We start from the raw sequence: 13,034 nt of genomic DNA, 5'->3' as shown, positions 1-13,034 counted from the left end.
GGACTTCCGTGACCATCGATCTCGCCGCCCTTCCCGACGACTTCCTGTGGGGCACGGCCACGTCGGCCTACCAGATCGAGGGCGCCGTCGCCGAGGACGGCCGCTCCCCCTCGATCTGGGACACCTTCTCGCACACCCCCGGCAGGATCGACAACGGCGACGACGGGGACCGGGCCTGCGACCACTACCACCGCTGGCGCGAGGACATCGGGCTGATGCGGCAACTGGGCACCAACGCCTACCGGTTGTCGATCGCCTGGCCGCGCGTCGTGCCGGGCGGCGACGGCCCGGTGAACGCGAGGGGGCTGGACTTCTACGACGGACTGATCGACGCCCTGCTGGAGGCGGGCATCACGCCGTCCGTCACCCTCTACCACTGGGATCTGCCGCAGGTGCTCCAGGACCGCGGCGGCTGGCCGGAGCGGGACACCGCGTACCACTTCGCCTCGTACGCGTCGGTCGTCGCGGAGCGGCTGGGCGACCGCGTCCGGCACTGGACCACGCTCAACGAGCCGCTGTGCTCGGCGTGGATCGGCCACCTGGAGGGCCGGATGGCGCCGGGCTGGACCGATCTGACGGCGGCGGTGCGCGCCTCGTACCACCTGCTCCTCGGCCACGGGCTCGCCACCCAGGCGGTCCGCGCGGCGGCCCCGGGGGCCCAGGTCGGCATCGTCAACAACCTCTCCAGCGTCGAACCCGCCACCGACCGCCCCGAGGACGTCGCCGCGGCCCACCGGCTGGACGGGCACACCAACCGCTGGTGGCTGGACCCGGTCCACGGCCGCGGTTTCCCCGCGGACATGCGCGAGGTGTACGGGGTGGAACTCCCCGAGCAGCAGGGCGACCTGGAGACCATGGCGCAGCCGCTGGACTGGCTGGGCCTGAACTACTACTTCCCGTCCGCGGTCGCCGACGACCCGGCCGGGCCCGCGCCGCGCGTCCGCACGGTCCGCAGGCTCGGTGTCCGCCGCACCGCCATGGACTGGGAGATCGACGCCGGGGGCATCGAGAGCCTGCTGCTCCGGCTCACGAACGAGTACGGCGCCCGCAAGCTGTACGTGACCGAGAACGGCTCCGCCTACCCGGACGTCGTACGGCCCGACGGGACCGTGCACGACCCGGAGCGCGCGGAGTACCTGGAGCAGCACCTCGCGGCCTGCGCCTCGGCGGCCCGCCGGGGCGTGCCCCTGGCCGGGTACTTCGCCTGGTCCCTCCTCGACAACTTCGAGTGGGCGTACGGCTACGACAAGCGTTTCGGACTCGTGCACGTCGACTACAAGACCCAGAAGCGCACGGTGAAGGGCAGCGGGCACCGGTACGCGGACATCATCCGCGCCCACGGGGGCCGGCGGAGGAACGCGGCGTAGTACCGACGGCGGTCGCCGGCCCGCGCACGCACGGGGGCCGGCGACCGCAGCTGACCCCTGCGGACCGAACCGACGTGCGGGTGCCCGACGACGTCACCCCGGAGCCGTCACGCACTGCCCGTTCCGTAGAAGCGCACGTAGTCGACCGTCATCGTCGCGGGGGCCGGCGTAGAGGTGTCGGGCGGGCCGGGCCAGTCGCCTCCGACGGCGACGTTGAGCAGCAGGTGCATGTCCTGTTCGAAGACCCAGTCGCGTGGTGAGGGCAGCTTCGACGGGGTCAGGGTGAAGTACGGCTTTCCGTCCACGGACCAGGTGATGCGACGCAACTGCTTGTCGACGGCATAGGTGTGGAAGGCCCGTGAGGCGTCGGCCGGAAGGGTGGTGGAACCGCCGATCCCCTTCTCGTTGAAGTAGGTCGGCCCGTGCGCAGTGCCGTACACGGTCCGCGGTTCCCCGCCGACCACCTCGCAGATGTCGATCTCGCCCTGTCCGGGCCACTCGATTCCGTTGTTGCCCAGCATCCAGATCGCCGGCAGCAGCCCCGTGCCGGTGGGTATCTTCGCGCGGATCTCCACACGTCCGCGGGTGAGGGCGACCTTGCCCTCGGTGGTCAGACGGGCCGATGTCCAGGTGCAGAACTTCCTTGTGTAGCAAGGCAGTTCGGCCCCGCCCGGAGCCGGTCGCGCCGAGATCAGCAGGTGACCCGAGCCATCGAGAGCGGAATTGTCCGCGTCGTCCGTGTAGTACTGCAGTTCGTTGTTGCCCCACCCCTCGGCGTCCCGGTTGCCGGTTTCGGTGTTCCAGGACCTTTCCGACGGACGGGAGGCCGCCGCTCCGTCGAACTCGGCCTGCCAGAAGGGTTTTTCCCCCGCCGAGGAGGAGTGCCTGCCGGGAGCGGAGCCGCACCCGGCCAGCAGTCCGCCCAGCGCCAGCACGAGTGCCAGGCGGGTACGTCGGTTCATCGAGCTGCTCCTGAAAGGTCGCGCCGAAAGCGGTGAGCAGGGTATCGCTCACCGGTCCGAACGCCCGTACGCACCGTTGATCGGCTTGCCGCCGAAGAGTCCCGTCGGATGGGAATCCCGCATGCTGAGGGGCGACAAGATCGGGCTGAGGGCCCGGCACGAAAACGACATCCCGATCCTGCGGGCCGGGCTCTACGACGACGTGGTCACCCACTCGCGGTCCGACGGCCGGCCGTGGCGGCCGATAACGCCCGGCTCGAAGGATTCGCGGCTCCTGGTGGACGACAAGGACCACCAAATCGTCCCGTTCTCCGTGGTGGAGCGGGACGGCGGCACGCTGGTCGGCACCGCGGTGCCGTGGGGGATCGACAATCACAGCCGTTCCGCGCACATCGGTCTGGGTGATGGGCGAGTTCCTGGACGAGGTGCTGCTCGGACTCCTCGTCCAGGAGTGGAAGCCGGGCCCGAAGGCGTAAGCAGCTCCAGGGTCAGGACAGCCTCGTAGATGCCTCACTCCCGATCCGCAGTCAACCGGCTGCGCCGCGGCCTCCCTGCATGCTCGGACGCCGCACCCGCAGACGTGCTCCCTCCCTTGCCGAAGCGCCTCTGTCCGTGCACCCGCAGCCGGTTACAGCTCGGCGCGGCTCCGTCTCGCGATCGGTGGGGTCGTCGCCACCACTCGCCGGAGGCACCTCGACGGCTTGGAAGTGCACCGGGCTCACCAGTTCTCGCCGGCGTCCCGGCCGACGGGTTCGGCTGTGAGCCGACTCTCCAGTCCCGTGATGATCAGCGACAGCGCCAGATCGAACATCCGGCTGCCATCAGGACGGCCTGTATCCGGGCGCTCGCCACCGCCGGTAGCGGTGGGAACCGGCAGGAATGCTGACCACCGCTGAAGCGCCCCACTGATTTCGGCGATCACCACGCCGAGTACGGCAGCGCCGACAGGAGCGGCCACCTGCGGGACCTCCTCCTGCGGTACGCCCGCATCCTCCAGCGCGGCGGTGAGCCCGACCCAGAAAGGGTCCTCAGACTCAATGAAGTCCGGCCGCCCGAACGAGTAGGTCATGAGTTCGGGATGACGGTGTGCCAGCCTGCGGAAGTCTTCGGCGAGTTGGCGGAAACGGTCCTGCCATGTGGCGCCTTCCCGGGTCGCGGTGCGGAACTGGGCGCCGACCGTTCTCGCCACGCCGCGGAGCACGGCGTCCTTGTTCGGCACGTGGTGGTACAGCGACATCGGGTTCGCATCCAATGCGGTCGCAAGTTTGCGCATGGTCAGCGCCTCGACCCCATCGGCGTCGATGAGGCGCAGCGCCATGGCGTGGATGCCGTCCGTGGTGAGCGGCACGTCCCTCTTCCTCGTCCCCCGGGGAGCCTTCCTTGGAGTTTCCATACGGCGTATGGTATCACTGAGGAAGTTCCATACGGCGTATGGAAATGAGGATCCCTGCCGGTCGGCGGCCTTCCCCGCGCCGCACAGTGCCCTCGCCCCCTCCCTCTCTCCGCACGAAGGAGCAATCCATGGACACGCAACCCGTGACCGATCTGCGTCCCATCCGGTCTCCGCGGGGGGTCCCTCTGCTCGGCCACACGCCGCAGATCCCCGCCACCAACCCGGTCGCCTACTTCGGTGAGCTGTCCGAGCAGTTCCCCGAGGGCATCTACGGGATGAGCATCGCCGGCATCGAGCAGGTCTTCGTCTACGACCCGGACCTGGTGGCCGAGGTCTGTGATGAGACACGGTTCTTCAAGCAGATCGAGAAGACGCCGCTGGCCCATGTCCGGGACTTCGCGGGGGCGGGTCTGTTCACGGCTCACCAGCACGAAGAGGAGTGGGGCATGGCGCACCGTGTCCTCCTCCCGGCCTTCAGCCAGCGGGCCATGAAGGCCTACTACGGGCAGATGCTGGAGATCGCCCAGAACCTGGCGGGCAAGTGGGAGCAGAGAGAGGGCGAGCCGGTCAACATCACGGACGACTACACCCGGCTGACCCTGGACACCATCGCCCTGTCCGGGTTCGGTTACCGGTTCCAGTCCTTCGACAAGGAGGAGCTGCACCCCTTCCTCCACGCGCTGCTGGAGTCCCTGATCGAGTCGATGCGGCGCTCGCAGGAGCTGCCGATGATGACCAGGATGCGCAAGGCGGACGACAAGAAGTACCGCGGGAACATCCAGCAGATGCAGGACCTGGTCGAGAGCGTGATCAAGGAGCGCCGTGAGGGGAAGGGCGGCGGTGAGGACGACCTGCTGGGTCTGATGCTGGAGGCCACCGACCCGGAGACCGGCAGGGTGCTGGAGGACGACAACGTCCGTGACCAGGTGCTGACGTTCCTGATCGCCGGCCACGAGACCACCAGTGGTCTTCTGTCGTTCGCCACCTACTCGCTGATGCGCAACCCGCACATCCTGGCCCAGGCCTACGCCGAGGTGGACCGGCTGCTGCCGGGCGACACGGTCCCGGACTACGACACGATCATGAAGCTGGACGTCATCCCGCGGATCCTGGAGGAGACCCTGCGGCTGTGGGCCCCCATCCCGGCCTTCGGCAAGGCCCCGTCGCGGGACACCGTCATCGGCGGCCGATACGAGCTGAAGAAGGGAACGCGGGTCAACTTGCTGATGGGCCCGCTGCACACTCATCCCAAAGCGTGGGACCGGCCCGACGAGTTCGACATCGACCGGTGGCTGCCGGAGAACCGGGGCAACCAGCACCCGCACGCCTACAAGCCGTTCGGTAACGGCGTGCGTGCCTGCATCGGCCGGCAGTTCGCGCTCACCGAGGCCCGTCTGGCCCTCGCACTGGTGCTGCAGAAGTTCAAGTTCGCCGACCCCACCGACTACAGGATGGACGCCAAGGAGGCACTGACCCGCAAGCCCGGCAACTTCGAGCTGGTCGTCCGTCGCCGTCAGGAGCACCAGCGCACCGTGTTCGGCGCGGTGGACCTGCAGACCGATGACACGCAGGCTCAGGCCGCGGTCAGCGGTCTGGGTGTGAATCTGACCGTCGCCTACGGCTCCAGCCTGGGCTCGTGCGAGGACCTGGCGCGCACCATCGCCGACCGCAGCGAGCGCTCCGGATTCGGCACCACCTTGGTCGGCCTGGACGAGCTGGGCGACAACCTGCCCACCGAGGGCCTGCTCGTGGTCGTGGCCTCCAGCTACAACGGCAGGGCCCCGGACAACGCGCAGCGTTTCGACGACCTGCTCGCCGCCGGACTCCCGGAGGGCTCACTGGAGGACGTGCGGTTCGCACTGCTGGGTGCCGGCAACACCCAGTGGGTGGCCACCTACCAGGGCTTCCCCAAGCGGATCGAGGAAGGCCTGCTGGCCGCCGGCGCCACCCCCGTCATCGAGCGCGGCATCGCGGATGCGGCCGGTGACTTCGACGGCATGGCCTCCCGCTGGATGGACACCTTGTGGGCCACCCTGGCCGAGGCGTACGCCGCCGACACCTCCGAGGCGAGTGGACCGCGCCTTCAAGTCCAGCTGCTCACCGAGGCCGACGTGCGCCCGGCGATCGTCTCCGACCAGGCCTACCCCCTCACGGTCGTGACCAACGAGGAACTCGTGGCCGACGCCACCGGCCTTTGGGACTTCAGCATCGAGCCGCCGCGCCCGTCCGCGAAGTCCATCACCATCGAACTCCCCGACGGTGTCACCTACGACACCGGCAATCACCTGGCCGTCTTCGCCAAGAACGAACCCGCCCTGGTCGACCGCACCCTGGCGCGGCTCGGCATCGACCGCGACCAGGTACTTCGGCTCGACCAGCCCCTAGGCGGGCGCACCCACCTGCCGGTCGGGACGCCCGTCACGGCCGGCCTGCTGCTCACCGAGTTCCTGGAACTGCAGGACATCGCCGCCCGCTCCCAGATCCAGACCCTGGCCGAACACACCACGTGCCCGTGGACCCGGCCCCAGCTGGAGGCGTACACGGCCGACACCGGAGAGGCCAAGGAGCGCTACCAGAAGGAAATCCTCAACAAGCGCATCTCCGTACTGGGCCTGCTGGAGCGCTTCCCGGCGGTCGAGCTGCCGCTGGCGGTCTTCCTGGACATGATGGGCCCGATCCGCCCGCGGTTCTACTCCATCTCCTCCGCTCCGCTGGCCAAGCCGCGCCACGTGCGCCTGACCGTGGGCCTGCTGGAGGGTCCGGCCCTGTCCGGTGACGGCCAGTACCGCGGCACCTGCTCGTCCTACATCGGCGGGCTCGAGCCCGGAGACGTCTTCTACGGCTACGTGCGCGTGCCCTCCCCGGCCTTCGCTCCGCCGGCCGACCCGGCCACCCCGCTGGTCCTCATCGGTCCGGGCACCGGCATCGCGCCGCTGCGCGGATTCCTGGAGGAACGCGCCTCGCAGCAGGAGAACGGCATCAAGGTGGGCCTGTCGCAGGTCTTCGTCGGCTGCCGCCACCCGGAGCACGACTACTTCTACGGCCAGGAGATGCGGGCCTGGGAGCAGTCAGGGATCGCGCAGGTGCACACCGCCTACTCGGCGGTGACCGGCCACCCGGCGCGGTTCGTCCAGAACGCCATCGCCAACGCCGCCGACACCGTGTGGCAGGCCGTCGAAGACGGGGCGTACGTCTACGTCTGCGGTGACGGCCGCCGCATGGCACCCGCCGTGCGCGAGGCGCTCGCCGCCATCTACCGGAAGCACACCGGCGGCGACGACCAAGCCGCCCAGCAGTGGCTCGCGCAGCTCGAAGCCGACGAGCGCTACCAGCAGGACGTCTTCGCCTGACCCCCAGACGCCGGGAGGGTGCGACGGTCCTGACACCCCGCACCCTCCCGGCCGCCATTCCCCCAACACGAGCACCACACGGCACCCATCGGCCCGAACCGGCCGGGAGTGCCGCCCACAGAAAGCAGAGCACCATGGACACCATGCTCGCCGGACGCTTCCACCTGGACAGCAAGAAGTTCGCCGTGGAGGAGGTTCCCGTCCCCGTGCCCGGCCCGGGCGAGGTCCTCATCGAGGTCAAGGCCGCCGGCGTCTGCCTCTCGGACATCCACCTGATCGACGGCTCCCTCGTTCCGCTGTTCGCCACATCCGACGTGGTCACCGTCGGACACGAGGTCTCCGGTGTGATCCACACCCTCGGCCCCGACCTCAGGCGCGGCCTGACCGTCGGCACCCGCGTCACCCTGGAGGCCGGCAAGACCTGCGGCCAGTGCGCCGACTGCGCACGCCGCCGCCCCTGCAGCCAGATGCGCACCGCCGGCATCGACTACGACGGCGGCTGGGCCCAGTACATGGTCACCCCCGAGGACACCCTCATCCCCATCCCCGGCAACCTCCCCTTCGACCAGGCCGCGATCATTCCCGACGCGGTCTCCACCCCCTACGCCGCCGTCGTCACCACCGCGGGCGTACGCCCCGCCCAGTCCGTCGGCATCTGGGGCGTGGGCGGAGTCGGCGCCCACAACGTCCGCATCGCCCGCTTGGCCGGCGCCGCGCCGATCATCGCAGTCGATCCCCTGCCCGGCGCCCGCGAGCGTGCCCTGGCCTTCGGCGCGGACCTCGCCCTCGACCCGGCCGCCCCCGACTTCGCCGACCAGGTCCGCGCGGCCACCGCCGGCCGAGGTCTCGACTTCGCTTTCGACTGCGCAGGCGTGCCCACCGTCCGCGAGCAGGCCGCCGCCGCACTCGGCCTGGGCGGTGTCCTCATCCTGGTCGGCATCACGCCCAGGCCTCTCATCATCAGCGAGGGCATGCTCTTCAACTACATGGGCAAGCAGGTGCGCGGCCACTACGGCGGCAGCCCCGAGTCCGTCACCGAGCTGGTCCGGCTGGCCGAAGTGGGCCGTCTCGACCTGGCCCCCTCCATCACCGACCACATCCCGCTCGCCGAGGCGGCCGACGCGGTCAACCGGCTGGAGAACAAGATCGGCGATCCGATCCGCCTCATCCTCGTCCCCTGACAACTGAACAGGAAATGCATCAGGACCACCTCGGGCAGGGGTGAGCGGGCGCCAGTGCCCGAGGGAGCACCGGCGCCCGCGGCTCCCCCGGTCTCCGGGTCCGCGGCATACCGGACTCCGGGGCAGGTGAAGCCGGGCAGGGCGCGGAGCCTCAGCCGGCTGCGTCTGGCTGCGCGGCGTCCGGGACGAGTCCGGTGTCCCCGGCTGGTCGTGGTCGAGGACGAGGGCCGCGCGGCCACCGGCGGACGGGGTGGCGCCCAGGGCTGTCAGGTGTCCACGGGGCCTGGCGCAGCCGGTGCTCCGGGTCAACCGAGGTCGGGCAGCGGCCGCCGGGTCACCTCGTGGGCGTCGTCCGGCAGGACGCCGAGCATGCGCAGGACCATCTCGGCCAGGTCCGAGGCGGTCTCGTCGCCGTCGAGGTCGGGCCGGGCCAGCCGCAGCGCCACGAGGGACAGCAGGGTCCCGCCCAAGGCGGACAGGCCGGTGGTCGAGTTGCGGCAGGTGAAGCGGCCCGAGGCGATGCCGTTCTCCACGTCGCGCAGGGCTCGCGGGGCGAGTCCGCGGTCGGAGTGGATGTGGGCCAGACCGCGGTCACGCAGGATCCGCATGAGTTCGGGGTGGGAGTCGGCCATGCGGGCGGTGAGCCGGAAGCCCACGGCGACGAGCTCAGCCGGGTCGTCGATTCCTTGTACGCGGTCGTCGATGGCTCGACCGAACTCCTCCAACGCGTCCATCACGGCGGCGTCGAACAGCTCCGCCTTGGACTCGAAGTGGTTGTAGAACGAGCCGAAACCCACGTCCGCGCGCTCGGCGATGGCCTGAATGCTGACGCTGGTGTCGCCGGTCTCCGCGAGGATCTGCCGGGCCGCACGAACGAACGCCTGCCGGGTCTCGGCGCGGCGCCGCTCGAAGCGGTTCTTGGGCGGGGCTGACGACGTCGACATACGGCGAGTGTAACAAGCACCACGATGAGTCTGCCATTACTGATGAAAGCATCAGATTTTTCATCTTGCGCTATTGACGATAGTTCCCACAGAGTTGATGATTTTCTCATTACAGCAGTGTTGCTTGGAGGACACCATGTCCCGCACCCCCGTTGACAGAACCGCTTCCCTAACGCCCCACCAAAACCTCCACAGTGAGCAGGGCTCCTTGCGCGGCGAGCATCCGGGACGGTCCCGGAATCCCGTGATCAAGGCGGCCGACCTGGCCTGGCTGGAGTTCGAGAAGCCCGATCTGGACCGGGCCGAGGTCTTCGCCCGTGACTTCGGTTTCGCGATCGCAGCCCGCACCGAGGGCGAGCTGTGGCTGCGCGGCACCTTCGCCGGCTCGCCCTGCATGGTGATCCGCAATGGCCGTACGTCCCGCTTCATCGGGCCGACGTTCCGCGCGGCCGAGCGGGCCGACCTGGACCGGCTGGCCCGCGCCACCGGCAGTACCGTCCGGAACATCGGCGTACCCGGAGGCGGCCAGTCGGTCGCCCTGCTCGATCCCTCGGGCCTGCCGGTCCGGGTCGTGCACTGCGCCGAGCAGCTGCCCGCGCTGCCCGAGCAGGAGCCGCTGCTGCTCAACTTCGGCACCGATCACCGTCGTACGAACGTCACCCAGCGTCCGCCCCGTGAGCCGTCCCGAATCCAGCGGTTGGGCCATGTGGTGCTGGAGACCCGGGTGTTCTCCCGCACCCTGGACTGGTACCTGGACATGCTGGGTCTGATCGTGTCCGACTTCCTGTTCCTGGACGGGCAGCGCGATCGCGGTCCGACCATGGCGTTCATCCGCTGCGACCAGGGCAGCGTGGCCGTCGACCACCACACGCTGGCCCTGCACTTGGGGCCCGGAACGGGCTACGTCCACTCCGCCTACCAGGTCACCGACCTCGACGCGATCGGCGCCGGCGGGGAGTACCTGGCCGAGCGCGGTTACCAGCGCAGCTGGGGCATCGGCCGGCACATCCAGGGCAGCCAGCTGTTCGACTACTGGCGCGACCCCGACCACTTCATGCTGGAGCACTTCGCCGACGGCGACCTGTTCTCCTGCGACCTGGAGCCCGGCTGGGCGCCGATGTCGGCGAGCGGCCTGGCCCAGTGGGGCCCGCCCGTCACCCGCGACTTCCTGGGCGCCAGTCCGTCCCCCGCCAAGCTGCGCGAGGTCATGGCGGCCCTGCGTGGCGACAACGAACTCGACCCCGCACGCCTGCTGGGCCTGATGAAAGCGATGACCTCATGAGCACCAACGTTCTGCGCACCTCCGACGGGTGGTGGGTCGTGCGCGACGAACGCGCCGTCCGCGTCGAGACCAAAGCGGTCACCACCGCGCAGCTGCTCGCCGACCGGGACACGGTCCGCGAGGCCGCTGCCTCCGCCGGGAGCGGCACGCCCGTAGCCGACCTGGTGGCGCTGCCCCCGGTCACCACCCCGTGCCGGGTGGTCGCCCAGATGGTCAACTACCGCAGCCACGCCAAGGATTCGGGCTTCACCGGCGACATCCCGGCGACCTTCTTCCGCAAGGCGTCCGGCTCGGTCAGCGGACCGCACGAGAAGATCGTGCGCCCCGCGCACGTGAAGTTCCTCGACTACGAGGTGGAACTCGGCCTCGTCATGGGCGCGACGCTGCCCGTGGGCACCGTCGTCAAGGAGCAGGACCTGCCGCGCTACGTCGCCGGCCTTGTCCTGACCAACGACGTCAGCGCCCGCGACGTCCAGCTGACCAAGACCCAATTCTACGAGAGCAAGTCCTATCCGACCTTCACCCCCACGGGGCCGTACCTGGCCCTGCTGGAGCCCGGGGACTTCGCCCACCTGCTGGACCTGCGGCTGCGCCTGTCGGTCAACGGCGTGTCGCGCCAGGACCGCACGCTGGCCGACATGATCGTACGGCCCGCAGAGGCGCTCACCCTGCTCGCCCGCTTCCAGACCCTCGACCCGGGCGACCTGCTGCTGACCGGCACTCCCGGCGGCACGGCCCTGAAGGCCCCGCCCAAGCCGGCCGAGAAGATCGCCGCTCTGCTGCCGCCCGCACTGAAGTGGAAGGCGTTCTTCAGGGGTCAGGCCAAAAACCCTCGCTACCTGCGCGACGGTGACCTCATCACCGCCACGATCGCCACCCCCGACGGGCAGATCGACCTCGGCCAGCAGCGCACCCCCGTTACGGACGCACCGTGAAGACCTCATCCCGCAGGCCGGTGGTGATCATCGGTGCCGGGCCCGTCGGGGTCACGGCCGCCCTCCTGCTCGCCCGGCAGGGAGTGCCCAGCGTGATCCTCGAACGCCACCGGGACATCTACCCCCTGCCGCGCGCCGTCGTCGTGGACGACGAGATCCGCCGGATCCTGCAGAGCGTCGGTGTCGACGAGGAATTTGCCGCCCTCGCCCGCCCGGCGCCCGGGCTGCGGCTGGTGGACGCCAGGCGCCGCGTGATCACCGAATTCCCGCGGTCCATGCACGGACTCCACGGCTTCCCGCAGCTGAGCATGTTCAACCAGCCCGAGCTGGAACACCTGCTCCGTGACGCCGTGGCGCGCCGCCCGGAGTGCGAGCTGTGGAGCGGGGCGGAGGTCGTGTCCGTCGCAGAGTCCGTCGCACGGGACACCGACGGACCCAACTACTCGACGGATCCCGTCCGGGTCACCTTCCGGCGCGACGGCAGCGACGAGGAGGAACACCTGTGGGCCGATGCCGTCCTCGGCTGCGACGGTGCAGGCAGTCTCACCCGTGACGCCATCGGCACCGCCTGGGAGGACCTGCACTTCCAGGAGAGCTGGCGGGTCATCGACGTGCGCACCAGCCGCCCGGTGCGCACGTGGGAAGGCGCCGAGCAGATCTGCTGCCCCACCCGGCCGGCCACCTTCATGCGCATCAGCGAGGACCGCTACCGCTGGGAGTTCCGGCTGGCCGACGACCAGAACCTGGACGGCCCGGACGGATGGCAGCGCCTGCGCGAGCTGGTCGCCCCCTGGGTGCACCTGCCGGCCTCGCAGTGCGACGACTTCGAAGTGATACGGCAGGCGCAGTACACCTTCCAGGCCCGTCTCGCCGACCGGTGGCGCCGGGGGCGTGTCTTCCTGCTGGGCGACGCCGCCCACCTCACCCCGCCCTTCGTCGGGCAGGGTCTGTGCTCCGGCCTGCGCGACGCCAACAACCTCACCTGGAAACTCGCCCGCGTCCTCCAACAGGGCGCACCCGAGGGGCTGCTGGACACCTACGAACGCGAGCGCAAGCCACACGCCCGCCACGCGATCCGCGTGGCGGTCGCCGTCGGCTGGGCCATGACCGGCGGGCAGGACCGCGCTGCGGCGTTCCGCCGGGCCGTGGTGGGCGCGGTCTGTCGCATCCCCGGCGTGACCGAGGCGGTGAGCCATGACCTCAGCCCCGCCCTGACCGCCGGTCCACTCGTACGGCGCCGCCCCAGGCTGACCGGCCGCGTCCTGGCCGGCACCTTCTGCCCGCAGCCCCGGGTACGGCACGACGGCAGGCGAGTGCGCCTCGATGACGTCCTCGGGGACTCCTTCGCCGTCCTGACCGCTGTGCCGCCCACGGCGCAGATGACGGCCGTGGCCACGGCACTGGGCGCCCGGACGATCCACGTCGACGAACTGGGCGACGACGGCACCCTGGCCGACTGGCTGGCACGCGGCCGTGCCGACGCCGTCCTGCTGCGCCCCGACCGCGTCGTGACGGACACCGTTCCGGCCGGCACCGGCGACTTCACGGACACCGTCGCCTGGGCCCCCCTGCTGCACACGGCCCGTCGTACCGCCGACGCCCTGCCCGCCCCCTGACGAG

At 70.2% G+C, this 13,034-nt stretch carries 9 protein-coding genes and 1 pseudogene; 7 read left to right on the top strand and 3 right to left on the bottom strand.

The features are described from left to right. Positions 1-8: 8 nt before the first annotated feature. Positions 9-1,367: a GH1 family beta-glucosidase gene (locus AC0ZLC_RS17100; RefSeq protein WP_476752811.1), complete on the top strand. Its 1,359-nt coding sequence runs from the start codon at positions 9-11 to the stop codon at positions 1,365-1,367. A gap of 107 nt (positions 1,368-1,474) precedes the next feature. Here the strand turns inward: AC0ZLC_RS17100 and AC0ZLC_RS17095 are convergent, their stop codons facing one another. Next, entirely contained in the window at positions 1,475-2,329 is an 855-nt protein-coding gene (locus AC0ZLC_RS17095; protein ID WP_476752810.1) for a glycoside hydrolase family 16 protein, read from the bottom strand. Between the two features lie 121 nt (positions 2,330-2,450). Here AC0ZLC_RS17095 and AC0ZLC_RS17090 point away from each other — a divergent pair. Beyond that, a pseudogene (locus AC0ZLC_RS17090) lies at positions 2,451-2,805 on the top strand (GNAT family N-acetyltransferase). A gap of 242 nt (positions 2,806-3,047) precedes the next feature. Here AC0ZLC_RS17090 and AC0ZLC_RS17085 read toward each other — a convergent pair. Beyond that, positions 3,048-3,677: a TetR/AcrR family transcriptional regulator gene (locus AC0ZLC_RS17085; protein WP_476752809.1), complete on the bottom strand. Its 630-nt coding sequence runs from the start codon at positions 3,675-3,677 to the stop codon at positions 3,048-3,050. Between the two features lie 173 nt (positions 3,678-3,850). On the opposite strand from AC0ZLC_RS17085, the gene AC0ZLC_RS17080 reads away from it, so the two are divergent. Beyond that, positions 3,851-7,072, top strand: a complete 3,222-nt coding sequence (locus tag AC0ZLC_RS17080) for a bifunctional cytochrome P450/NADPH--P450 reductase (protein WP_476752808.1) — start codon at positions 3,851-3,853, stop codon at positions 7,070-7,072. A 134-nt stretch (positions 7,073-7,206) separates the two neighbouring features. Beyond that, complete coding sequence (locus AC0ZLC_RS17075) at positions 7,207-8,253, top strand: zinc-binding dehydrogenase (RefSeq protein WP_476752807.1); 1,047 nt, start codon at positions 7,207-7,209, stop codon at positions 8,251-8,253. Between the two features lie 305 nt (positions 8,254-8,558). On the opposite strand, the gene AC0ZLC_RS17070 is transcribed toward AC0ZLC_RS17075, so the two are convergent. Beyond that, positions 8,559-9,197 (bottom strand): TetR/AcrR family transcriptional regulator, encoded by a 639-nt coding sequence (locus AC0ZLC_RS17070; RefSeq protein ID WP_476752806.1) that lies wholly within the window; start codon positions 9,195-9,197, stop codon positions 8,559-8,561. 136 nt (positions 9,198-9,333) lie between these two features. On the opposite strand from AC0ZLC_RS17070, the gene AC0ZLC_RS17065 reads away from it, so the two are divergent. From AC0ZLC_RS17065 to mhpA, 3 genes are read left to right on the top strand one after another with little or no spacing between them, the layout of a single operon-like run. After that, the gene (locus AC0ZLC_RS17065) at positions 9,334-10,479 is read left to right on the top strand and encodes a VOC family protein (RefSeq protein WP_476752805.1); all 1,146 of its coding nucleotides are present in this window, start codon (positions 9,334-9,336) and stop codon (positions 10,477-10,479) included. Then, positions 10,476-11,414: a fumarylacetoacetate hydrolase family protein gene (locus AC0ZLC_RS17060; RefSeq protein WP_476752804.1), complete on the top strand. Its 939-nt coding sequence runs from the start codon at positions 10,476-10,478 to the stop codon at positions 11,412-11,414. The genes AC0ZLC_RS17065 and AC0ZLC_RS17060 overlap by 4 nt, the downstream gene beginning before the upstream one ends. Then, positions 11,411-13,030 carry a bifunctional 3-(3-hydroxy-phenyl)propionate/3-hydroxycinnamic acid hydroxylase MhpA gene (gene mhpA, locus AC0ZLC_RS17055; protein ID WP_476752803.1) on the top strand — a complete coding sequence of 540 codons (1,620 nt, stop codon included), beginning with the start codon at positions 11,411-11,413 and terminating at the stop codon, positions 13,028-13,030. Before AC0ZLC_RS17060 ends, mhpA begins: the two co-directional genes overlap by 4 nt. Positions 13,031-13,034 lie beyond the last annotated feature (4 nt).

The organism is Streptomyces sp. GLSS-08 (assembly GCF_056387915.1).
This window is presented reverse-complemented; position numbering and strand designations above follow the sequence as displayed.

Coding starts and splice junctions, on each gene's coding strand:
- AC0ZLC_RS17070 (WP_476752806.1), bottom strand. CDS start 9,197: ATGTCGACGTCGTCAGCCCCGCCCAAGAACCGCTTCGAGCGGCGCCGC.
- AC0ZLC_RS17080 (WP_476752808.1), top strand. CDS start 3,851: ATGGACACGCAACCCGTGACCGATCTGCGTCCCATCCGGTCTCCGCGG.
- AC0ZLC_RS17095 (WP_476752810.1), bottom strand. CDS start 2,329: ATGAACCGACGTACCCGCCTGGCACTCGTGCTGGCGCTGGGCGGACTG.
- AC0ZLC_RS17065 (WP_476752805.1), top strand. CDS start 9,334: ATGTCCCGCACCCCCGTTGACAGAACCGCTTCCCTAACGCCCCACCAA.
- AC0ZLC_RS17075 (WP_476752807.1), top strand. CDS start 7,207: ATGGACACCATGCTCGCCGGACGCTTCCACCTGGACAGCAAGAAGTTC.
- AC0ZLC_RS17060 (WP_476752804.1), top strand. CDS start 10,476: ATGAGCACCAACGTTCTGCGCACCTCCGACGGGTGGTGGGTCGTGCGC.